Source organism: Corallococcus sp. AB038B (assembly GCF_003668955.1).
Taxonomy (GTDB): Bacteria; Myxococcota; Myxococcia; order Myxococcales; family Myxococcaceae; genus Corallococcus; species Corallococcus exiguus.
The window spans coordinates 1,174,087-1,193,790 of record NZ_RAWO01000002.1 but is presented as its reverse complement, the minus strand read 5'-3'; the positions used below and the strand labels follow the sequence as shown (position 1 = coordinate 1,193,790).

Sequence of the window (19,704 nt, the reverse complement as noted above, 5' to 3'; positions counted from 1 at the left end):
ATGCGTCCGCCGCTCCATCTCGCTGTCTGCCTGCTGATGCTGGGTGCCGCCGTCGCACGGGCGGAACCGCCAGAGGTGGAGGCGACGCCCGGGCGCGTGATGCTCGGGGAGGACGTCACCGTGGAGGTGCGGGTGCGGGTGCCGAAGGGCGCCGGCCCCGTGCGCGCGGCGGCCTCATCCGGCACCTGGGAGCGGACGCGGGTGGAGGGCGGCGCCGAGCGCGTCTTCCACTGGACGCCTCCGCCGGTGCGCTACCCGCTGTGGGCGGTGCTCGCGTTCTGGGTGGAGGACGGCCGCGCGCCGGAGGTCACCACCGTGCGGCTGCCCCTGTTGGGACGCACCACGCTGGACGTGTCCACGGCGCCGGGCGCGGAGGTGGTGGTCGCGGTGGGCGACGCGCGCTTCGGCCCGGTGAAGGCGGACGGGCACGGCAATGCACAGGTGCCCGTGGAGGTGCCGCCAGATGCGACGGAGGCGCGCGTGCTCGCGACCCGGGGCACGCTCACCACGGATCGCCGCGCGCCGCTGGAGGTGCCCACCGTGCGTCCGCTCGTCGCCGCGCTCACGCCGGATCCGCTGCCCGCGGAGGGCGGTGGCTGGCTGATCATCGCGGGTGCCGAGGATCGGATCTCCGCCTCGGAGCTGACCGTGGAAGCGGAGGGCGCCACCGTGAAGCCGGTGGATCCGGAACGCGCGCGCTACTCGGTGCAGCCGCGCGCGGACGCGACGGACGTATCCGTCACCGTGCGCTGGAGTGATGCGCCCGCCGAGGACGCGGTGCGGATTCAAGGCACGGTGAAGCCCGGCGCCGCACAGCCCGCGGAGGGGGTGATCATCGTCCCGGACACTCCCTCCGTTCGCCGTGCGCACCATGTCCGGGGCCCGGTGCCACGGACGTCGCTGTTCCTCCTGGGCGGTGCCGCGTTCGCGAGCGGCGCCAATGGTGGGCCACTGCTGGGGCTGGGCGTCTCCGTGCCGCTGCCGGTGTGGTACTGGCGCGTGGCGGCGGAGGCGGAGGTGGGCCTTCGTCACGCGAGCCTGGATGGACAGCAGGGAGACACGCAGGTGCACTCGCGCGTGTGGGGGATTCCCCTGCTTTTGTCCGCGCGGGTCACCCTTTTCCAACGTGGCTTCTTTCAGCTGGACGGCCGTGCAGGCGGCGGAGTGCTGGCTTTGAGCCATCACCTTTCAACGCAAGGCATTGAGACCGGGGACGTCTTTCCTGACGCGGTGGATGAGCGCAGAGTGCGCGCCATGGGATTCCTGGCCGCGCAGGGCGCCTATCGGTTGGGCCGTTGGAGCATCCTCACGGAGGTGCGCGCGGCATTGGCGCCGGTGGAGACACCGTCGCTGCGCGCCGAGCTGGGCGGCGTGTCCGTGTCCGCGGGGCTGAGGTTCGCTCCGTGATGCGCGCGGGCCTGGCCGCGGTGGGAATGGCGGCGCTGGCGTGGGCCTGCACGGGCGACCCAGCGGCGTTGCCTCCGCCCACCATCGTCGGTGTGGAACCCGCGACGCTGCCGGTGAACGCGAAGGACGAAGACGTCACCGTGCGGTTCGACGCGCGCTACAGCGTGGCCGTGGACTACGGCGCGGAGAAGGTGGATGCGCGCATGGGTTCAGGCCGCATCTGGATGGATGAGAAGGAAGCGACGGTGTCGCGCTTCGATCCGGCGGGCGTCGCCATCGTGACGGTGCCCCGGGGTCTGGGCGCGGGCGCGCACGCGGTGCGTCTGCAATTGGATGACGGGCGAGAGGCGGTGGCCGAAGGCGCTCTCACCCTGCGTCCTCCGGGACAGGAAGTCACCGACCCTCCCCTCCCCGAGGACGGGGGCATCCTCATCCTCACCGACGCGGGGCCCATCTACGGCGACTTCGACGGCGGGGTCGACGCCACGGATGGCGGCCAGCAGGTGGACGCGGGCCCCGGGCCGGATGTGCCGATGCGCGAGGGCGACATCACCGGCTTCAGCTTCGATGAAATCGAAGGCACGCGCGTGAGCCGGACCTCCTTCGCCATCACGGTGCGCGCCCACGGGCCGAGGGCCGAGCACTTCCAGGGCTCGGTGGAGCTGATCCCGTCGCGCGGCACGGTGTCGCCCACCAAGATCGGCCCCTGCGACCTCGGCGTGTGCAACGCGAACGTCGTCCTGACCGCGCCCGCGGGCAACGTGCACATCACCGCGATGGACAGCTTCGGAGTGACTGGCGAGTCCAACACGTTCCGGCTGGAGCCGTCCCCGTAGCGCCGCGCCTCACCCCGCCGCGCGCAGCAACTCCAACGTGCGTTGCATGTCCGCGGGCAGCGGCGCATCCACGCCACGCGCTGGCAGCCCGGCCAACGCGGGCCACTCCACGCGAGCGGCATGCAGCGGCGTCCGGGTCAGCACCTCCTGACTCCCCTGCCCTCCCAGGTCGCCTTCCGTGAGCGGCGCCTCGCGGCCGTACTGGTGGTCCACGAGCAGCGGATGCCCCAGGGACAACAGGTGCACGCGGATCTGATGCGTGCGGCCCGTCAGCGGCTCCGCCTCCACCAGCGACGCGCTCGCGAAGGTCTCCACCGGGCGCACCCTCGTGCGTGATGGCTTCGCGTCCGGCTCCTCCGGCTTCGCCACGCGCATGCGCCCCTTGCGGCCGGCCACCAGCGGCGCGTCCACCATCTGGGGCGCCTCCAGTCGGCCTTCCACGAGGGCGCGGTAGCGCTTGCGCACCTTGCCCGCCTCGAAGGCCTGGGACAGCGCGCGGTGCACGTCCGCGTCCAGCGCGAACACCAGCGCGCCGGACGTGTCGCGATCCAACCGGTGCACCACGTAGACCTTGCGGCCCAGGTGGGCTTCCAGCGTGTCGCGCAGGGACGCGCCGCCCTCGCGGCCGGGGATGACGAGCACCCCGGCCGGCTTGTCCACCACCATCACGCCCGCGCCCTCGAAGAGGACGCGGGGAACGTCACCGCTCATTCGTAGTCCGACGCCGGCACGACGGTGATGGGGCCCAGCCCTTCCAGCAGCGGCTTCACCTCCGACGCCTTGCCCAGCACCACGATGACGGGCCGGTCCGCGAACGCGTACTTCTTCGACGCCGCGGCCACGTCCTTGGGCGTCACCGCGCGCAGCCGGTCGCGGAACTTCTCCACCCAGTCATCGCCCAGGCCGTGCATGCGCATGTCCCCGATGACGGAGGCCACGGACTCGTTGGTCTCCGTGCGCAGCGGATACAGGCCGGCCAGGTAGCTCTGCGCGTCCTTCAGCTCGCGGGGCTTGAGGCCGCCGTCGCGCACGCCGTGGATCTCCTTCAGCGCCACGTCGATGATCACCCGCGTGGACGCCGTCTTCGTGAACGTGGACAGCGCGAAGATGCCGCCCGCGCTCATCGTGTCGAAGTAGGAGCTGACGCCGTAGGTGAGGCCGCGGTTGACGCGGATCTCGTTCATCAGCCGCGACGTGAAGCCGCCGCCCAGCGCGATGTTCATCGCCGTGGCCGGGAAGTAGTCCTCGTGGCCCAGCCAGAAGCCGGGGCCGCCCAGGCGCACTTGCGACTGCGTCTGGTCCGGCTTGTCCACCAGAAGCACCGTCCCGGCCTTCGCCAGCGGCTCCTGCTTGCGGGGCAGCATCGGATCCGCGTCGGGGCCGCCCGTCCACCCGGCGAAGGCGCGCTCGGCCTCCGCGGCCACGGTCGCCGGGTCGATGGCGCCCACCACCGTGAGCAGGGAGATCCGGGGCCCCATGCACTCGGCGTGGAAGCGGACCAGGTCGTCGCGGGTGAAGGTGGACACGGTGCGCTTGTTGCCGCCCAGGTCGCGCCCGTACGGATGGTCACCCCAGATGGCGCGCGTGAAGGCGCGGTCCGCGATGGAAGACGGATCATCCAGGTCGTTGGCGAACTGCGCCAGCGCGCGCTCCCGGGCGTCCACGACCTCCTTCTCCGGGAACGTGGGCTCGCGCATCACCTGCCCCAGCACGTCCAGCATCGCGGAGAAGTGCTCCGCCGGCGTGGTGAGGTAGACGGACAGCACGTCCTCGTTGACGCCCGCGTAGAGGCTGGCGCCCACGAACTCGATGGCTTCACTGATGCCATCCGCGTCCATGCGCTTCGTGCCCCGGCGCAGCAGGCGCGCGGTGAAGTCCGCCAGGCCGTCCTTGCCCTGCGGATCCCACACGCCGCCCGCGCGCATCACCAGCCGCACGGAGACCAGCGGCAGCGGCCCGCGCTCGGCGGCGATGACCCTCAGGCCCGTGGACGTGGTGCTCTCATGCAGCGCGGGCAGCTTCAGCTCGCCGGTGGCGGCGGACTTCGGCGCCGTCGCGGCCTTCACCAGCTTCTTGGCTCGGGCCGGCACGGCCTTCTTCACCTGCGCGACCTTCTTGCGCGCGGCGGTGGCCTGCTTGCGCACGGCCTTGGCGGCCTTGCGGACGGTGTTCTTCACTTTGGCGATCTTTCGGGAGGCCATGGTTTACGCCTCCGCCGCTTCGTCACCGGCCTCATCAGCGCCGGCTTCGGGATGGAGGGTGACCACCGAGCGGCGCTCGGGGGCGAAGTACTTCGCGGCCACGGCCTTCACCTGCTCCGCCGTGACGGCCGCGTAGAAGGTCGGCAGGGACAGACCCTCGCGCCAGTCGCCCAGCAGGGCCTCGTAGTGGCCCAGGGCGTGCCCGCGGCCGCTGTTGGTGGACAGCTCCCGCAGGTGGTCCGCGCGCAGGTTGTTCTTCGCCTTCTGCAACTCCTTGTCGGTGACGCCCTCGCGAGCCAGCTTCTCCAGCTCCGCGTACAGCAGGGCCTCCACCTTCGCGGCTTCGGAGTCCGGCTTGAGCTCCAGGTAGAACAGGATGGTCCCCGGGTCGATGCGCCAGCTCCAGTCGAGCATCACCGACACAGCGGCCTTCTGGTCGTACACGAGGGACTTCACCAGCCGGCTGCCCTCGCCCTTGGTGAGGATGTACTGGACCACGTCCAGCACCAGCGTGTCCTCGTTGCTGGCGGCGGGGCCGCGGAAGCCAATCATCACGGACGGCGACTGCGCGGGGTGCCGCACCACGGCGCGGCGCTCGCCCTTCTGCTCCGGCTCCGCGTTGAGCACCGACGCGGGCGAAGGGCCGCGCGGGATGTTGCCGTAGTAGCGCTTCACCAGCGCGAGCGTCTTCTTCGGGTCGATGTCCCCGACGATGTAGAGCACCGCGTTGTTGGGCGCGTAGTACGTGCGGAAGTACTCCTGGCAGTCGTCGCGGGTGATGTTCTCGATGTCCGCCATCCATCCGATGACGGGCCAGCGGTACGCGTGCGCCTTGTAGACGAGCGTGCCCAGCTCCTCGTCCATCATGCCGGGGATTTCGTTGTCCACGCGGACGCGGCGCTCCTCCATCACGACCTGGCGCTCACTGGCCAGCGTCTGGTCGGAGATGCGCAGCGAGCGCATCCGGTCCGACTCCAGGTCGAGCACCGTCTCCAGCGCGTCCGCGCTGAAGTCGTCGTAGTACACGGTCATGTCATTGGACGTGTACGCGTTGGAGCGGCCGCCGTTGGACTCCAGCGTCTTGTCGAACATCTTGGGGCCGTACTTCTTCGCCCCGTTGAACATCATGTGTTCGAACAGGTGGCTGATGCCGGTGATGCCGGGCCGCTCGTTGCGGCTGCCCACCTGGAAGAAGGTGTAGAGGCTGACCACCGGGGCCTGATGGTTCGCCAGCAGGCGGACCTTGAGACCGTTGGGCAGGGTTGCCTCGTGAACGTCGAAGAGTGCGGCGAGCGTGGGGTCCACCGCGCGCACCGCGGTGGACCGCGGGGATGCCTTGGACATAGGTGCCACACCGTAACCACGGCGCGGCTAGAGATCCACGACACCTTGACGCAGGGCCATCACCACCGCGTCCACATGGGAGTTGACGCCCATCTTCCGGTAGATATGCGACAGGTGCGTGCGCACCGTGCGCCGCTCCAGCGTCATCACCCGCCCCACCTCCGCGTTGGACAGGCCCTTCGCCACGTAGCGAAGGACGTCCAGCTCCACATCCGTCAGACCCCAGGGCAGCTCGGCGGGCTTCTGGGCGGGCCTGGCTTGGATGGACTGGAAGTAGTTCCAGAAGCGCCGGGCGATGATGGGCTCCAGCACGGTGCCCCCGTCCATGACCTCCTGGATGCCGGAGCGGATCTTCTCCGGCCCCACCCGCTTCACCAGGTAGCCGGACGCACCCGCCTGGATGGCCTCGTAGACCTTCTGCTCGTCCTCGAAGGACGTGAGGATGAGGATCTCCACCTCGGGGGCGCGGCGCTTGACCTTCTGGGTCACCTGGATGCCGTTGAGGCTGGGGAGCTCCAGGTCCAGCAGGACGAGCTGCGGGCGTTCGCGGACGATGTCGTCCACCGCCTGCTCGCCATCCTGGGAGGTGCCCACGACCTCCAGTTCCGGAAAGGTGCCCAGCACCTTGACCAGGTTCTTCAGGAGCTGGGGCTGGTCCTCGACGACGAAGATGCGCGTGCGCTCCACGAAACTCACCGCCTGGTGGGGGGAGGCTGGAACTGTTCGTCCAGCTTCTGGTGCTGGCCCCGCGAGAAGCGGAGCTGGAAGTCCTTCTGCTCACCGGTGGAGATGGCCACCACGCGGATGTCGCGAGTGCCCGCGCGGACCGGGTAGTTCAGCAGCGGCGTCGTGCGGCGCACCTTCGCCCCGTCGATGAAGACGTTCGCCGGCAGGTTCGTGCGCAGCGTGAGGAACGCGCGCTGGTTCTTGGCAGGAACGCCGGGCTCGGCGGTGTCCACGTCCTCGTCCTCGATGTCCCGTGCACCCGGATTGACCGGCGGCGCGGGCGGAGGAGGCGCGATGGGCTTGAGCGCGGACGGGTTGGCGGGCGGTGCCTGCGTGTCGTTCGCCGCAGGGGCGTTCGGGTCGTAGCGGGGCAGCTCCGGTTCCTGAACCTGTTCCAGGCCCAGCCGCCACGCGGCGACGGCGAACATGAACAGGCCCACCAGGGCGATGCCGCCCGCGATGAAGAGCAGTCGCTTGCGGCGGGTGCCGGCGGCCACCGCGTCCACGCGCGGCGTCTCCACCGTGTCGAAGCGCTGGTGCACCGGCAGGTGCCGGTCTGACGGCGCGGGCTCCGCCATGTCGGAGCGCACGCGGCCTTCCGCCTTTGGAGGAGCCATGCGGCGCTCCGAGCGGGGCTCGGCGGGAAGGGCTTCGGTGGCTTCCGCGCGGCCCCGGCTCTGCTGGCGGAGCACGGTCACGTCAGCGGCAGCAGGTGCCGAAGGTGCGCCACCGCCAGCAGGAAGGATCGCCGTCTCCTGGCCGGGAGCCCTGCCCCCGGCCCCCTTCGCGGGGCGCAGGGCCGGGCGCTTCGGCGGTTCTTCTTCCGCTCCCGGGGACTGGGCGGGACGCATGGCGGCGCGACGGCCGGTAGGCACGGGCGGTTCGTCGTCCCCGAGGGCCGGCCCGGGGCGCATGGCGGCGCGGCGGCCGGTGGGCACGGGAGGTTCGTCGTCCCCGAGCGGCGGTCCGGAGAAGTCCTCGATGACCTTCACGCGGGGATTGCGTCCCGCGCGCGCTGACGCCGGGCTGTCCGGACGGCGGGACTTCTGCGCGAGGACACCCGGCGGCGCGTCCCAGCCCTGCTCCAGCGGCCCCGCGGGCGAAAGTTCGGTGCTCCGCACTTCGCTCTCGGGCCCGGGCTCGTCGTCATCAGGCGCGTCGGACGCGTAGTCCTCGGGACGGAACTCCTCGAAGCCGGGCGCGGCCTCCTGTGTCTCGGCGGACGCCTCCTTCTCCGTGGGCGCGCGGCTGTACGGCGCGCGCTGGACGATGGAGGCCTCGTACTCCTCCGCATGCAGGTCCTCCATCTCCGCGCCGGAGACGGCCTCCAGTTGGAAGGGCTCGGCGAACGGGACGGGCCCGGGGGCCGCGATGCTCACTTCGTTGGGGAACAACTCCGACACGAAGCGCGCCACGTCCTCCGCGCCGGGCAGACCGCCGCCCGCGGAGAGGAAGTTGCGCAGGGCCTGGGCGAACTCGCCGCACGAGCGGAAGCGCCGCTGGGGCGCCGGATCCAACGCGCGCATGATCGACGGATCCAGCCGCGAGTTGATCCGCCGATCCAACCGGCTGGGCGGAGGCAGCGCCTCGCGGCGGGTGCTCACGCCGCTGCCGGGCACCACAGCCTCGCGCAGGGTGAGCAGCTCGTACGCGATGGCGCCCAGCGAGTACACGTCGGACGCCTCCGTGGCCGTCTCCCCGCGGGTGACTTCCGGTGCCCGATACGCGCTGCGGCCCCGGTGCGCGAACGTGCGCTTGAGCTGGGGCACGGACAGGAGCGCCTGGAGCGCGCCGAAGTCGCAGATGGCCGGGAAGCCGTCGCGGGCCAGGAGCACGTTGCCCGGGGTGATGGCTCCGTGGACGACGCCCGCGTCGTGCGCGAGCTGCACGGTGTCCAACAGCTGGATGACGATGGACAGCGCCACCGTGGGCGGCAGCAGCACCTCTTTCGTATTGAGGCGCTGGAGCGCGACGCCCAGCGTGAAGCCGTCCACGTCCTCGCGCACCACGGCGAGCCGCTGGCGGACGAAGCCCACGTCCACGACGTGGAGGAGGCCCGGGTGGCGCACGGGCTGGAGCAGCCGCACCGTCTCCGCCAGCGAACGGGCGTAGGCGGGGTCGGAGGTGCGCGGCAGGAAGAGCTTCACCGCGACGGGGATGGAGGGCAGCAGCAGGGATTCGTACAGCTCCGCGAGGTCCCCTGCCTCCGTGCGGCCGATGAGCCGGTACGTCCCGCTCATCGGGTCTTCCGGGGCGACTTGGGCCCACTGGCGCGGCGGCGGGTCACGGCGGCGAACATGAAGCCACACCACACGCACGACTCACCGCGCCGTCCACGGGGCAACTCCAGGGTGCAGCCAGGGCAGCGAGGCCGGGGCCGGGCGGTGCGGACGGTGGCGGCGGAGGCGCTGGCCCGGGTGCGGACGAGGGGCGGCTTGCGGGCCTCCAGGGCGAGTCGGGCCTCCAGACGGCGCACCCGGTCCTCCAACGCGGTGATGCGAGCGGCCAGGCGCGCGTGGAGGTCCTCGGCGGAAGCCGGGGATGAACGTGGGGTGCGCATCGTTGGACAGAGCGTGCCAGCCCCGTGCGAAGCCCGCAAGGACGCGGGCGAAGGGCATGCGGCGCGTGTTATGTCTTGAGGTCCCGTGTCGCCCATACTCTCCCCTGCCAGGCCCATCCCGGGCGGACCCTCCGTGGATCCGCTGCACGGGAGCTTCCGTTCCTCCATCAGCCGCGAGCGCGCCGACGACGCGGCCCGCCGGGCGAGGGACCTGCTCACAGACGACGTGCTCGGCCGGCTGCTCACCACGCCGCGTGAGGCCACGGACCAGGTGCCGCATTCGCGGGACGTGTTCGTCAACCGCAACCTGCGCATGGACCACATCGAACTCATCGGGTTCGACATGGACTACACGCTGGCCATCTACCACATGCGCCGGCTGGAGCAGCTGTCGTTCGACATGACGCTCGCGAAGCTGATCAGCGAGTACGGCTATCCGCCGTTCGTGGGCGGCCTGCTCTACGACCACCACTTCGTGATGCGCGGGTTGGCGGTGGACCGCGTCAACGGCAACGTCCTGAAGATGGACCGCTTCGGTCACGTGGGGCGCGCGTACCACGGCCTGCGTCCGCTGAAGCGCGACGCGTGGAAGGAGCTGTACCGCAACAAGCGCGTGCGGCTGCGCAACCCGCAGTTCGCGTGGAACGACACGCTCTTCGCGTTGCCGGAGACGTGCCTGTACTCGGGCATCATCGAGCTGATGGAGTCGCTGGGGCACACCGTGAACTACGGCAAGCTCTACGACGACATCCGGGAAGCCATCGACACGGTGCACCGGGACAACTCGCTCAAGCGGGAGATCCGCAAGGACCTGGCGCGCTACGTGTTCCTGGATCCGGAGCTGGGTCCGGCGTTGCACAAGCTGCGCTCGGGCGGGAAGAAGTTGTTCCTGCTGACGAACTCCGCGTGGGACTACACGAACGCGGTGATGCGCTACCTGTTGGAAGGGCAGCTGCCGGAGTACCCCAGCTGGCGCAACTACTTCGACTTCGTGGTGACGGCGGCGGGCAAGCCGGCCTTCTTCACGGAGGCCCGGCCGTTCCTGGAGCTGGATTCGTCCACGGAAGCCGGCAAGGTCGTGGGCGAGGCGAAGTCACTGGAGCGCGGCACCGTGTACTCGGGTGGCAACCTGGCCCAGTTCGAGGAGTTCACCGGCTACCGGGGCGAGCACATCCTCTACGTGGGCGACCACATCTACGGCGACATCCTGAAGTCGAAGAAGTCGTCGCTGTGGCGCACGTGCATGATCGTCCAGGAGATTGAAGACGAGATCACGTACACGGACGCGCGGCGCGAGGAGATCGTCACGCTGTCGGAGGTGGAGCTGACGCGAGCTCGGCTGGACGACGAGGTGAACCACCGCAAGACGGTGTTGAACACCCTGGAGCGCAGGCTGGAGCGCGAGGAGTTGGCGGAGCCCGAGCGCCAGGAAGTGGAAGAGCTGCGCAAGAAGGTGAAGGCGGAGCTGGAGAAGCTGCGCCGGTCGCTGAAGGAGACCAACGGCATCGCGGACACGCTGGAGCGCGACGTCGAGGAGGGCTTCAATCCGTACTGGGGCCTGCTGTTCAAGGAGGGCAACGAGAACAGCCGCTTCGGTTACCAGGTGGAGCAGTACGCGTGTCTCTACACGAGCCGCGTGTCGAACTTCCTGCACCACTCGCCCATGCAGTACTACCGCTCGCCGCGCGACCTGATGGCGCACGAGCAGGCCGGCGCGCTGTCGAGCAAGCTGTCCCCGATGGGCAGTGAGGGTCCTCCGAAGGGGTCGGAGAAAGAGTAGTTCAAGGGAGAGCGGGGAGCCGCCCCCAGATGACTTCGCTGAAGCGCGAGGTGGGCGCAGGCTCGATGCCCACCTTCTTCAAATCGTCGGTGTGACGAGCGCCCTTCACGACGACCCACCGGCGGGCGACGCGTCTCCCCTCCTCCACGGCTTCAGGAGTGAGGGGCGCGTGCTCCGCGAAGCGGCGCAATACGTCGAAGGCGGGCTGGGCCTTCTTCGGCTTGGCGAACATCGGGTCGAAGAAGACGACGTCGAAGGACTTCGAGGGCAGCGTCTTCAAGTACGCGTGCGCATCCGCGTGAAGCACTTCGATGGCGCACGAGTCCGCGCCCCGGTCGTAGCGCTGAAGCCCCTCCGCGGCGACGATGCACAGGGGCAGGCTCTTCTCCAGACCGACGACACGCCCCGTGGGCCCCACGGCGAGCGACGCCACCAGCGCGTCCTGCGCGAGTCCCAGGGTGCAATCGAGCACGGCATCGCCGGGGACGATCTCCGCGACCTTGAGGAATGCGTCATCGCGCTGTCCCTGCCGCAGCCGCATGCGCCGTAGGTGCGCCATGCCCGCGTGGAAGCCGAACGAACCCTGCGGCTCCCACAGCGTCACGCCATCGCCGCCCACGACGAGCAGCACCTCCACCTTGGTGCCCAGCCAGGGCGCGATGCCCTCACTGGAACGGCGCGGGAGGAACGGCAGGTTCCACCGCTGCGCCACGGCTCGCGCCTCGCGCACCGTGGCCGCGTCCGTCTTCGTGCTGGTGGTGATGGCGAGGGGAACGGGAGACATCGATACCGCCGCCCTACTCCGCGACCGCCTGGAGCTTCCGGCCACCCTGCATCTGCGCCACCGTCACGGACTGGTTCCGGCCGTTGCGCTTCGAGTGGTACAGGCACTGGTCCGCCAGGTCGATCATCTGCTGCTTCTCCATGGCGTTGTCCGGGAACGTCGCGATGCCCAGCGACATCGTGATGCGCAGCGGGCCCATCTCCGTCTGGAAGACCTCCGCCATCACCGCCTCGCGGATACGCTCCGCGATGATCTTCGCGCCCTGCACGTCCGTCTCCGGCATCACCATCACGAACTCCTCGCCGCCGTAGCGCGCGACGACGTCCGTGTCCCGAGCCAGCGTCTTGATGATGCGCGCCACGCCCTTGAGCACCTGGTCGCCCGTCGGGTGGCCGTAGGTGTCGTTCACGTTCTTGAAGTGGTCCACGTCCGTCAACATGATGGAGCACTTGCGGTTGTACCGCCGCGCCTGCGCCAGGATGTCGTCCGCGCGCGACTGGAACGTGCGGTGGTTCAGCAGCCCCGTGAGGCCGTCCGTCGTCGCCATCCGCTCCATCTGCTCGTAGAGCTGCGCGCGCAACACCGCCTGCGCCGCCTGGATGGCGATGACTTCGATCATCCGCAGCACGTCCTGCTCAAACGCCGCCTTCTTGCGCGACCCCGCCACCAGCGTGCCCAGAATCCGGTCCCCCGCCACCAGCGGGAAGATCTTCAGCGCGCCCAGGCCACGCACCTGCGTCTCTTCATCGAAGATGACCTGGCGGTCCATCGCCTTGATGTCCCGCCCCGGCAGCGGCGCCCCGTAGCGCACCACGTTCGCCACCAGGCCGTTGTTGTCCTGGAACGTCTGGCCCTCCAGCGCCTTGCCCTGCGCCGTGACGCCCGTCATCCGCGCCACGCGGTGCATCCGCTTGCCGTCCTGCTCCGACACCAGCGTCACCGCGCAGAAGTCCAGCCCCGCCAGCTGCCGCGTCGCCTCCAGCACCGCCACGAACACCTGGTCCGGGCTGCCCGCGCGGTTGAGTTCCTCGATGGCGCGGAAGAACCGGTCCTTCTCGTCGCGCGTCTTGCGGATGTAGCTCATCACCCGCTCCACCTCGATGGAGCGCAGCACCTCTCCCGCGATGGTGGTGAGCATCTTCTCGTCCTGGTCCGTGAACGGCTCGTTCTTGAGCTTGTCCGCCACCAGCACGCCGCGAACCAGGCCGCTTCCCTCCAGGATGGGCACCGCCAACAGCGCCTGCACCGTGGGACCGCTGCTCTCGTAGTACGTGACGCCCTTCAGCCCCTGCGGCGAGTTCATCCGCACCGGCGCGCGGCGCTTCAGCACGCCGCCAATGATGCCCTCGCCCGCGTTGAACTTCTCGCGCTGCACCCGCTCCGAACCGGACCGGCAGTCGTACAGCTTCAGGCTCCGGTCGTCCGACGTGAGCAGGAACGCCGCGCAGGTGTCCGTGCGCAGGCCCGTCTCGGCAATCTCGAGCGCCGCGTGCACCGCGCCTTCAATCTCCTTCACCGACGCGACCAGCCACTTCTCGTCGGAGTTCATCCCGCTGAAGCTGTCCTGCGTCCCGGAGGACACCAGCCGGAAGGTGCGCGCGCGCTCCTCCACCTCGCGGATGCGCTTCTGCACCGCGTCCGACTCCGCCCGCTTCGCCACCGCCATCCGCGCGGACAGCACCAGGTGGTACAGCCCCGCGAACAGCGCCAGGAACAGCGTGTGCGTCAGGAACCCGGTGATGTTCACCACCGGCCCGCCCAGCGTCACCAGTCCGTCGTACACCAGCGCCACGCCCAGCAGCGTCATGCCCGCGTTGCGAGGCAGGAACGCCACCAGGAACGCCATCAACAGGTAGACGATGGGGAACAGCTCCCCGCCGCCAATGGCCACCACGATGAAGGCCGCGGAGATGAGCCCTCCGCCCAGCTCCAGGTCGTCGCGCAGGTCGATGACCGCGCCCACCGAGGAGCGCATGGCCCGGCGCCACGCCGCCATGCCAATGCCGATGAGCAGCCCCAACACCAGCGCCGCTTCCGTCCACCCCAGCGTGTGCAGGCCCCGGAAGCCGCCTCGCGCCAGGTGGACGAACGTGGCCAGCGCCACCACCGCGGGGATGGCGCGGAAGAACGCGCGCACGAGCTTCGCCGGAGAGGGCACCACGGACAGCGAGGTCATGGCGACTCCAGGTGGAAGACGATTTCGCCCGGCTTCACGTAGCCGAGCTCCTCACGGACCGACTGCTCCAGCGTCGCCGGATCCTTGCGCAGCGCCGCGATCTCCTTGCGGAGCACGTCGTTCTGCGCGGCCAGCGAGCGGTTGCGCTCATCGAGCGCCTCCACGTCCTGCCGCAGGCGCAGGTAGCGCCGGAAGCCCTTGGCGTCCGCCACCGAAGCGAGGCTCAAGGCCACCGCCACCACCGCCGCCACCATCAGGAGCTTTCGCCGGGACGTCATGAGCGCCGGCGAAGGTACCAGCGGCCCCCTTGCCCGCAACTATTCCGCTCCAGCCCTGTAGCACCCCGGGCGGAGGCGGAAATCAGTCCGCCTTCAGCAGCTTTTCAATGGCCTTCGCCACGTCCGCCTGGCCTTCAATCCCCTGCCACGCGGCCACCGCGCGGCCGTGCCTGTCCAGCAGCACCGTGCTGGGCAGCGCCCGGATGCGGCCAAAGGCGCTCTCACCGGCGCGCATCCGCTCGTCCGACAGCAGCACCGGGTACGGAAAGGCGTAGTGGTTCGCGAACGGGCCCAGCACCCGGCCCTCGTCGATGTCCATCCCCACCGCGACGACCTGGAAGCCCTGGGGGCCGTAGGTCTCCTGGAGATGCGTGAGCGAGGGCTGGTCCGCCAGGCACGGGAAGCACCAGGTGGCCATGAAGGACACCAGCACCACCTTGCCCGTGAGCTGGCGCGGGTCGTAACGCGTAGGCCCCACCGACGGCAGCCACAGCGCCCGGTAGAACGCGGGCCCGGCGTCCACCGGCCCGCCGTGGCGACACCCGGACACCGAGCCCGTCAGCGTCAATGCGCCCAGCGCCACCGCGCACAGGAGCGCGCGTCGTCGCACCGGGCTCACGCGCTCAGGCCTCTGTCTCCGGAGGACCACCCCGGAGCTGACACTCGCGACACAAGCCGTACAGCTCCATCTTGTGCGACGTCACCGTGAAGCCGTGCTTGCGCGCCACCACATCCTGGAGCGTCTCGATGCGGTCGTTCTCGAACTCCACGATGGTGCCGCAGCTCGTGCAGATGAGGTGATCGTGGTGCTCGCGCCCCGCCGCCGCCTCGTAGCGCGTCTGCCCGTCACCGAAGTTGCGCGCGTGGGCCAGGCCGCACTCGTTGAGCAGCTTCATCGTCCGGTACACGGTGGCCACGGACACCTTGGTGTCCTGTTCGCGCACCTTGTTCCACAGCTCCTCGACGGACAGGTGGCCGCCCACCTCGAAGAAGGTGTCGATGATGAGGCTGCGCTGGCGCGTGCTCTTCAGCCCGTGCTGGGCCATGTAGCGCGCCAGGACCTCGTCCTTGTCCTTGTCCGAGGGGCCGTGGGAGTGGGAGTGGCTGTGGTGATGGGTCGTCATCTGCAATCTCTGGATCACCCCATGTGTTGGGGTGGGGATGCCTGCTCCCGCAAGACAATCTGGCCGGCCGGGCCTGGCAAGCGCCCGCTTCCCCGGTGACTACCACGGAGTTCGGTGACTTCGCCTTGCGCCGCGCGTGAGCTGTTTACATTGAGGCCGGACTGGCTCATTGACACCTGTCTGGCCGCGAAGATAGAGGCATCCGCCCTCGTAAACGAGCAATTTTCCGAACCTTTCCATGATCAGTCCCTGGCAGAGAAGACGGCAGCCCGATGACGTACCCACCCCGGTGGCGGTGGCGGTGTCGGACTTCTGCCGACGCGCGAAGGCTCCGGCCCCCGCACAGCAGGTCCGCGAGGCGCTCGCGCTCCTCACCGAGGATGAGGACTTCCGGGTCCGCGCCCTCACGGATGGTGAACCGGAGACGTCCCCCCTGGGGCCCTTCGCGGTGGTGGACATCCTGCGCGGCGTGACGCCGGCGCTCGCGGCCCAGCGCCAGGAGTGCGGCTACTACGACGTGGCGCAGGAGCTGGCCCTGGTGCGCGAGGAGAAGACGCCGCCCCCCGCGCCCGCCTCCACGACGCCCGTGTTCGCGCTCCCCTCCCCGGCCTCCGAGGAGACGGACGCGAAGACGGGCCGCCGCAAGAGCGCCAAGGCCGAGGCCGCCGCCGTCCAGGAGCGCATCGCGCCCAAGAAGCGCACCACCGACGACGCGGAGGACGCCGACACCGCCGCGTCCGCCCCGGCTCCCCAGGCGCCCCAGGAAGAAGAGGAGGCCCCGCGCTTCCTCAAGCGCGAGCTGCCCCGCCCCCGCGGCCGCTTCACCCGCGTGGAGGCCCAGCGACTGTCGTTCCTTGAACTGACGCGCGCGGAGGGCAAGGAGACGCTGGAGGCCGCCATCGAGGCCACGGAGCACCGCTACTCACTTCTGCGCACGCTGGAGCACCGCTACAACGGCCCGCGCGGTGAGATGACCCAGGTCGACATGGAGAACGTGCTGCGCCAGCACGGCATCATGGAGACGCTGGAGGCCCGCGAGCGCCACAACATCGAGACCGCCTACGCGTCCCAGCGCGGCGCCACCGGCCGGGTGGCCTGGGCGCTCGGCCTGTCCCCCAGCGAGCTGCAGCGGCTCAACCACGCGCTCAGGCTGGAAGAAGTCGTGGAGGCGCTGCGCGAGCGCTTCCGCAACGAGGTGCTGGCCACGGGCCACCTCACCCACCGGCTGGATCTGCTCGGCCGGGACAAGTACCTGGTGGACCTGGGCATCCAGAAGCGCTTCTCCGACGCGCTCCGCAAGGAGCTGGAGCGACTGGCGAAGGACGCCCTGCCGGAAGCCACGGATCTCCACTCCCTGGCCAACGTCGTGGGTCGCAAGCACGGCGCGCCCGCGGAGCTGGTCACCCGCGCCTTCGAACGCCTGAATCTGACGGAAGGCCTGCGCAAGCAGCTCTCCGCCCAGGCCCAATCCCCTTCGAACTGACTCATCGAGACGAGGCCCCCACCCCATGCCCATCTACGAGTACGGCTGCTCGGCCTGTGGAAAGACCATCGACGTCCTGCAGAAGATGTCCGACCCGACGCCCCCCGCCTGCACCGCGTGCGGCGCCGAGGGCACGCTGAGCAAGCAGCTCAGCCGCTCCAGCTTCCACCTCAAGGGTGGCGGCTGGTACTCGGACCTGTACGGCTCCACGAAGAAGGACGGCGGCGGTTCGTCGTCGTCCTCCTCGGCGTCGTCGTCGACCGCGTCTTCTTCGACCTCGTCGTCGTCGAGCACCAGCACGAGCACGGCGCCCAGTGCTCCCGCGGCCGCGCCGAGCACGCCGTCCGCGTCCGGCGACAAGTCGTAGCGCCCCAGGCTCCATCGTCCCACCGCCCCTGGCTGAAAATTCGCTGGGGGCGCGGGGAGGCCGCACACTTGACGCGTGCCCTTTCCTCCCTCGAAGCGTCCCCCCCGCCACTGCGCGCTGTGCGGCCATCCGGAGCTGACGGATGCTCGGGGGCAGGGGCGGTTCCTCCTGGTCGCGGACCCGCATGGCCGCGGCCCCGTGTGTCCCACGCAGCGCGGCTGCCGCAACGGCAAGCTCGCGGCGACGGACACGCCGGCGCTGACGCAGGCCAGCCGCTAGGCTAAGCAGACACCCGAAGGTGCGCGCCGTCCCATCCCGCGCGCCTCCAGGTGCCATGCCGCGTTCCTTCCGCTCGCTGTCGTCGCTGTTCCTGGTGCCGCTCGTGGCCGCCGTGTCTTTCGGCTGCGCTTCCGCCACCCGCATGTCCCCCGAGGACCGCGCCGCGTTGGACCGCGGCCTCAGCGGCCCGGACGCGGAGCAGTACCTGCGCGTCTCCGCCTACCTGACGCCCTTCTTCGGGGACGCGTCCAAGCGGCTGCTCACGCCCTACCCTCCGGAGGACGTGCGGCTGGTGGATGACACCCAGGGCAAGCCCATCAACCCCGGCCCCATCCAGGCCACCCTCCCCGCCGGCTCGCGCGTGCGGATCACCAAGGTGGAGTTCCCCACCGCGTGGGTCGTCACCGAGCGCGTCCTCTACTCCCCGCGCACCTGGCCGTGGGTGTACGTGACGGTGGAGGGCGCCCCCGCGGGCGAGCAGGTGGTGATGGTGCTGCCGCCGAACCTGGACCGGCAGGACGCGTTCCGCGCGGAGCTGGGGAACACGCTGTCGCCCCACCCACTGACGCAGCAGCTCAACGGCTTCAGCGCGGCGGTGAAGGAGGCCGTGCGCACCAAGACGCTGGTGCCGGACATGCCCGCGGACGCGGTGCGCATGGCCTGGGGCGCGCCGGAGTCCGTGCGCCGCACGCTGGAGGGCACCGCGAAGAACGAGGAGTGGCGCTACACCGGCGAGCGCCGCAAGGCGTTCCTCAGCGACGGGAAGCTGGTGCGCGCGGAAGAGGCAGGCAAATCCGTCCTGCCCTGAACCGACTGGCGCCCGTCTAGCGTCGGCCGCCGCGGCGGTGCTGCTTCTTGCCGCCGCCACCGCCCTTGCGCTGGGCCTGCGCCTCGCCCGGCCGGGTGAGGCGGGGCAGCTCACCGGCCATCACCGGCCAGTAGTCGCCCTTGAACAGCTCCTCCACCAGCTGCGCCTGGGTGAGCACGTCGCGCTTGAAGAAGGTGGCGCCGCGGCCCATCTCGTCCAGGGAGCCGCGCGCGTCACTGCCGCCCACGCAGGGCACCTTGAGGACGTCCGCGGCCTCCACGGCCAGGTCGTTGGCCGTCTGCTTCACCTTGGCGTTGTAGCCCTCCACGGCGCACAGCACTCCGGACAGTGAGCGCACGTACTCCATGGCGGGGTTGGGCACGTCGCGGTCGAAGGGGCGGGCCGCGATGATGGCCGCGCCCATCGCCTTCACCTTGGGCAGGCACTCGGCGGCGCTCCAGGGCTTCTCCCGGTTGCTGCCCCACATCTGCACGGGCTCCGGCGCCAGCTCCGGCTTCGGGAAGAAGCACAGGTATTGGCCCCGGTCCGTGACGAGCTCCAGGCCCACGAAGACCTTCACCTTGGATTTGGCGCCGATCTCGAAGAGTTCGTCGCAGCCGTCCAGGGTGTTCGTCTCGGTGAACGCCACCGCGTCCAGGCCGAACATGGCCGCACGCTCCAGCACGGCGCGCGGCTCCAGGTCGCACCCCTTGGACAGGTGGGAATGGGCGTGTAGGTCGATGAGCATGGGCGACGCGTGCCTAACAGGCCTCCCCGGGCCTGTCGAGCCCGCGCGCGCAGGCCCTCAGGCGTACGCGTAGGACTGGAAGTTGCCCTGCTTGGCCTGGCTGTTCTTCTCCTCGTAGGTGCGGATGAGGTAGCCCATCAGCATCAGCGAGGACGTGTTCTCCAACACCCGGGACGGATCCTTGGAGATGAGGTTCGCGCTGTAGTTCAGGAAGAACTGCGCCAGCTCCTCGCCCGCTTCCTTCACGATGAGGGCGTTGAGCGCGCTCGGCTCCATGGTGCGGATGGTGTTGATGAAATCGACCGCCAGGTCCTTCTTCGTCTTCATGTCCACGGTCCTGCCCCCTTTTTCCGCCCATGCCCTGGAGCCGGAAATGGCCCTGAGCCCCGCCCCAATTCACGAACCGGGTGCGACCGGGTGAACCTATGCATGCCGGTCCACCTGCAAACCCCCACCCCACCCCGCTCCCCCGCTCCCCGCGGATCACGACTTTTGGACCGCAGCATTTTTGACACCCCAAAACGGCGTGTGCGATAACCCCCGGTCAAGCCTTTTCTCACCACCCACAAGGAGTGGCAGGCGATGTTCACGGGCGTGAAGGTCTTCTCCGCGACGAAGGCCAAGGAGCGGGAAGAGTTGGGTGAGAACGTCACCCGCTGGATCAAGAGCAACGCGGACCTGGAGATCGTGGACCGGGTCGTGTGCCAGTCCTCTGACAACGAGTTCCACTGCTACACGCTGGTGCTCTTCTACAAGCACGCGAAGCCGCCGGCCTGACCGCCGCGGAAAGCCCCTGGACTCGT

At 69.8% G+C, this 19,704-nt stretch carries 21 protein-coding genes; 8 read left to right on the top strand and 13 right to left on the bottom strand.

Annotation, left to right across the window (positions count from 1 at the left end):
- The gene (locus D7Y04_RS15920) at window positions 1–1,407 is read left to right on the top strand and encodes a hypothetical protein (RefSeq protein WP_121759844.1); all 1,407 of its coding nucleotides are present in this window, start codon (window positions 1–3) and stop codon (window positions 1,405–1,407) included.
- Window positions 1,404–2,243, top strand: coding sequence for a hypothetical protein (locus D7Y04_RS15915; protein ID WP_147477117.1), 840 nt, complete (start codon window positions 1,404–1,406; stop codon window positions 2,241–2,243). Before D7Y04_RS15920 ends, D7Y04_RS15915 begins: the two co-directional genes overlap by 4 nt.
- Before the next feature lie 9 nt (window positions 2,244–2,252).
- Here the strand turns inward: D7Y04_RS15915 and D7Y04_RS15910 are convergent, their stop codons facing one another.
- From D7Y04_RS15910 to D7Y04_RS15885, 6 genes are read right to left on the bottom strand one after another with little or no spacing between them, the layout of a single operon-like run.
- The gene (locus D7Y04_RS15910; RefSeq protein WP_121759842.1) at window positions 2,253–2,954 is read right to left on the bottom strand and encodes an RluA family pseudouridine synthase; all 702 of its coding nucleotides are present in this window, start codon (window positions 2,952–2,954) and stop codon (window positions 2,253–2,255) included.
- Window positions 2,951–4,444 (bottom strand): pitrilysin family protein, encoded by a 1,494-nt coding sequence (locus tag D7Y04_RS15905; RefSeq protein ID WP_120577461.1) that lies wholly within the window; start codon window positions 4,442–4,444, stop codon window positions 2,951–2,953. The genes D7Y04_RS15910 and D7Y04_RS15905 overlap by 4 nt, the downstream gene beginning before the upstream one ends.
- A 3-nt stretch (window positions 4,445–4,447) precedes the next feature.
- Window positions 4,448–5,788: a pitrilysin family protein gene (locus D7Y04_RS15900; RefSeq protein ID WP_121759841.1), complete on the bottom strand. Its 1,341-nt coding sequence runs from the start codon at window positions 5,786–5,788 to the stop codon at window positions 4,448–4,450.
- Window positions 5,789–5,815: 27 nt separating this feature from the next.
- The gene (locus tag D7Y04_RS15895) at window positions 5,816–6,475 is read right to left on the bottom strand and encodes a response regulator transcription factor (protein WP_120577480.1); all 660 of its coding nucleotides are present in this window, start codon (window positions 6,473–6,475) and stop codon (window positions 5,816–5,818) included.
- Between the two features lie 5 nt (window positions 6,476–6,480).
- Window positions 6,481–8,754, bottom strand: coding sequence for a serine/threonine-protein kinase (locus D7Y04_RS45120; RefSeq protein ID WP_171808298.1), 2,274 nt, complete (start codon window positions 8,752–8,754; stop codon window positions 6,481–6,483).
- Window positions 8,751–9,074, bottom strand: coding sequence for a hypothetical protein (locus tag D7Y04_RS15885; RefSeq protein WP_120596400.1), 324 nt, complete (start codon window positions 9,072–9,074; stop codon window positions 8,751–8,753). Before D7Y04_RS15885 ends, D7Y04_RS45120 begins: the two co-directional genes overlap by 4 nt.
- An 85-nt stretch (window positions 9,075–9,159) precedes the next feature.
- On the opposite strand from D7Y04_RS15885, the gene D7Y04_RS15880 reads away from it, so the two are divergent.
- On the top strand, window positions 9,160–10,854 hold the full coding sequence (locus D7Y04_RS15880) for an HAD-IG family 5'-nucleotidase (protein WP_120596401.1): 1,695 nt from the start codon (window positions 9,160–9,162) through the stop codon (window positions 10,852–10,854).
- Between the two features lies 1 nt (window position 10,855).
- Here D7Y04_RS15880 and D7Y04_RS15875 read toward each other — a convergent pair whose 3' ends face one another.
- The 5 genes from D7Y04_RS15875 to D7Y04_RS15855 form a co-directional block, all read right to left on the bottom strand.
- On the bottom strand, window positions 10,856–11,638 hold the full coding sequence (locus tag D7Y04_RS15875) for a class I SAM-dependent methyltransferase (protein WP_121759840.1): 783 nt from the start codon (window positions 11,636–11,638) through the stop codon (window positions 10,856–10,858).
- A 13-nt stretch (window positions 11,639–11,651) separates the two neighbouring features.
- Window positions 11,652–13,814, bottom strand: a complete 2,163-nt coding sequence (locus D7Y04_RS15870; RefSeq protein ID WP_120596403.1) for a diguanylate cyclase — start codon at window positions 13,812–13,814, stop codon at window positions 11,652–11,654.
- Window positions 13,811–14,092, bottom strand: coding sequence for a septum formation initiator family protein (locus D7Y04_RS15865; protein ID WP_120577454.1), 282 nt, complete (start codon window positions 14,090–14,092; stop codon window positions 13,811–13,813). The genes D7Y04_RS15870 and D7Y04_RS15865 overlap by 4 nt, the downstream gene beginning before the upstream one ends.
- Window positions 14,093–14,174: 82 nt before the next feature.
- Window positions 14,175–14,711: a TlpA disulfide reductase family protein gene (locus D7Y04_RS15860; protein ID WP_233601441.1), complete on the bottom strand. Its 537-nt coding sequence runs from the start codon at window positions 14,709–14,711 to the stop codon at window positions 14,175–14,177.
- 4 nt (window positions 14,712–14,715) lie between these two features.
- Window positions 14,716–15,216 (bottom strand): Fur family transcriptional regulator, encoded by a 501-nt coding sequence (locus D7Y04_RS15855; protein WP_171808297.1) that lies wholly within the window; start codon window positions 15,214–15,216, stop codon window positions 14,716–14,718.
- Between the two features lie 238 nt (window positions 15,217–15,454).
- Here D7Y04_RS15855 and D7Y04_RS15850 point away from each other — a divergent pair, with 238 nt between their 5' ends.
- From D7Y04_RS15850 to D7Y04_RS15835, 4 genes are all read left to right on the top strand, one after another.
- Window positions 15,455–16,699: a hypothetical protein gene (locus D7Y04_RS15850; protein ID WP_121759839.1), complete on the top strand. Its 1,245-nt coding sequence runs from the start codon at window positions 15,455–15,457 to the stop codon at window positions 16,697–16,699.
- Window positions 16,700–16,724: 25 nt separating this feature from the next.
- Window positions 16,725–17,066, top strand: a complete 342-nt coding sequence (locus D7Y04_RS15845) for an FmdB family zinc ribbon protein (protein ID WP_120600248.1) — start codon at window positions 16,725–16,727, stop codon at window positions 17,064–17,066.
- Window positions 17,067–17,141: 75 nt separating this feature from the next.
- The gene (locus D7Y04_RS15840; RefSeq protein ID WP_120577451.1) at window positions 17,142–17,345 is read left to right on the top strand and encodes a hypothetical protein; all 204 of its coding nucleotides are present in this window, start codon (window positions 17,142–17,144) and stop codon (window positions 17,343–17,345) included.
- Between the two features lie 55 nt (window positions 17,346–17,400).
- Window positions 17,401–18,153: a hypothetical protein gene (locus D7Y04_RS15835; protein ID WP_121759838.1), complete on the top strand. Its 753-nt coding sequence runs from the start codon at window positions 17,401–17,403 to the stop codon at window positions 18,151–18,153.
- 16 nt (window positions 18,154–18,169) lie between these two features.
- Here the strand turns inward: D7Y04_RS15835 and D7Y04_RS15830 are convergent, their stop codons facing one another.
- Both D7Y04_RS15830 and D7Y04_RS15825 read right to left on the bottom strand, forming a co-directional pair.
- The gene (locus D7Y04_RS15830; protein WP_121759837.1) at window positions 18,170–18,901 is read right to left on the bottom strand and encodes a PHP domain-containing protein; all 732 of its coding nucleotides are present in this window, start codon (window positions 18,899–18,901) and stop codon (window positions 18,170–18,172) included.
- Between the two features lie 57 nt (window positions 18,902–18,958).
- On the bottom strand, window positions 18,959–19,234 hold the full coding sequence (locus D7Y04_RS15825; protein ID WP_043321624.1) for a hypothetical protein: 276 nt from the start codon (window positions 19,232–19,234) through the stop codon (window positions 18,959–18,961).
- Window positions 19,235–19,483: 249 nt separating this feature from the next.
- Here D7Y04_RS15825 and D7Y04_RS15820 point away from each other — a divergent pair, with 249 nt between their 5' ends.
- Window positions 19,484–19,678: a hypothetical protein gene (locus tag D7Y04_RS15820; protein WP_014397120.1), complete on the top strand. Its 195-nt coding sequence runs from the start codon at window positions 19,484–19,486 to the stop codon at window positions 19,676–19,678.
- The last annotated feature ends 26 nt before the right edge of the window (window positions 19,679–19,704 follow it).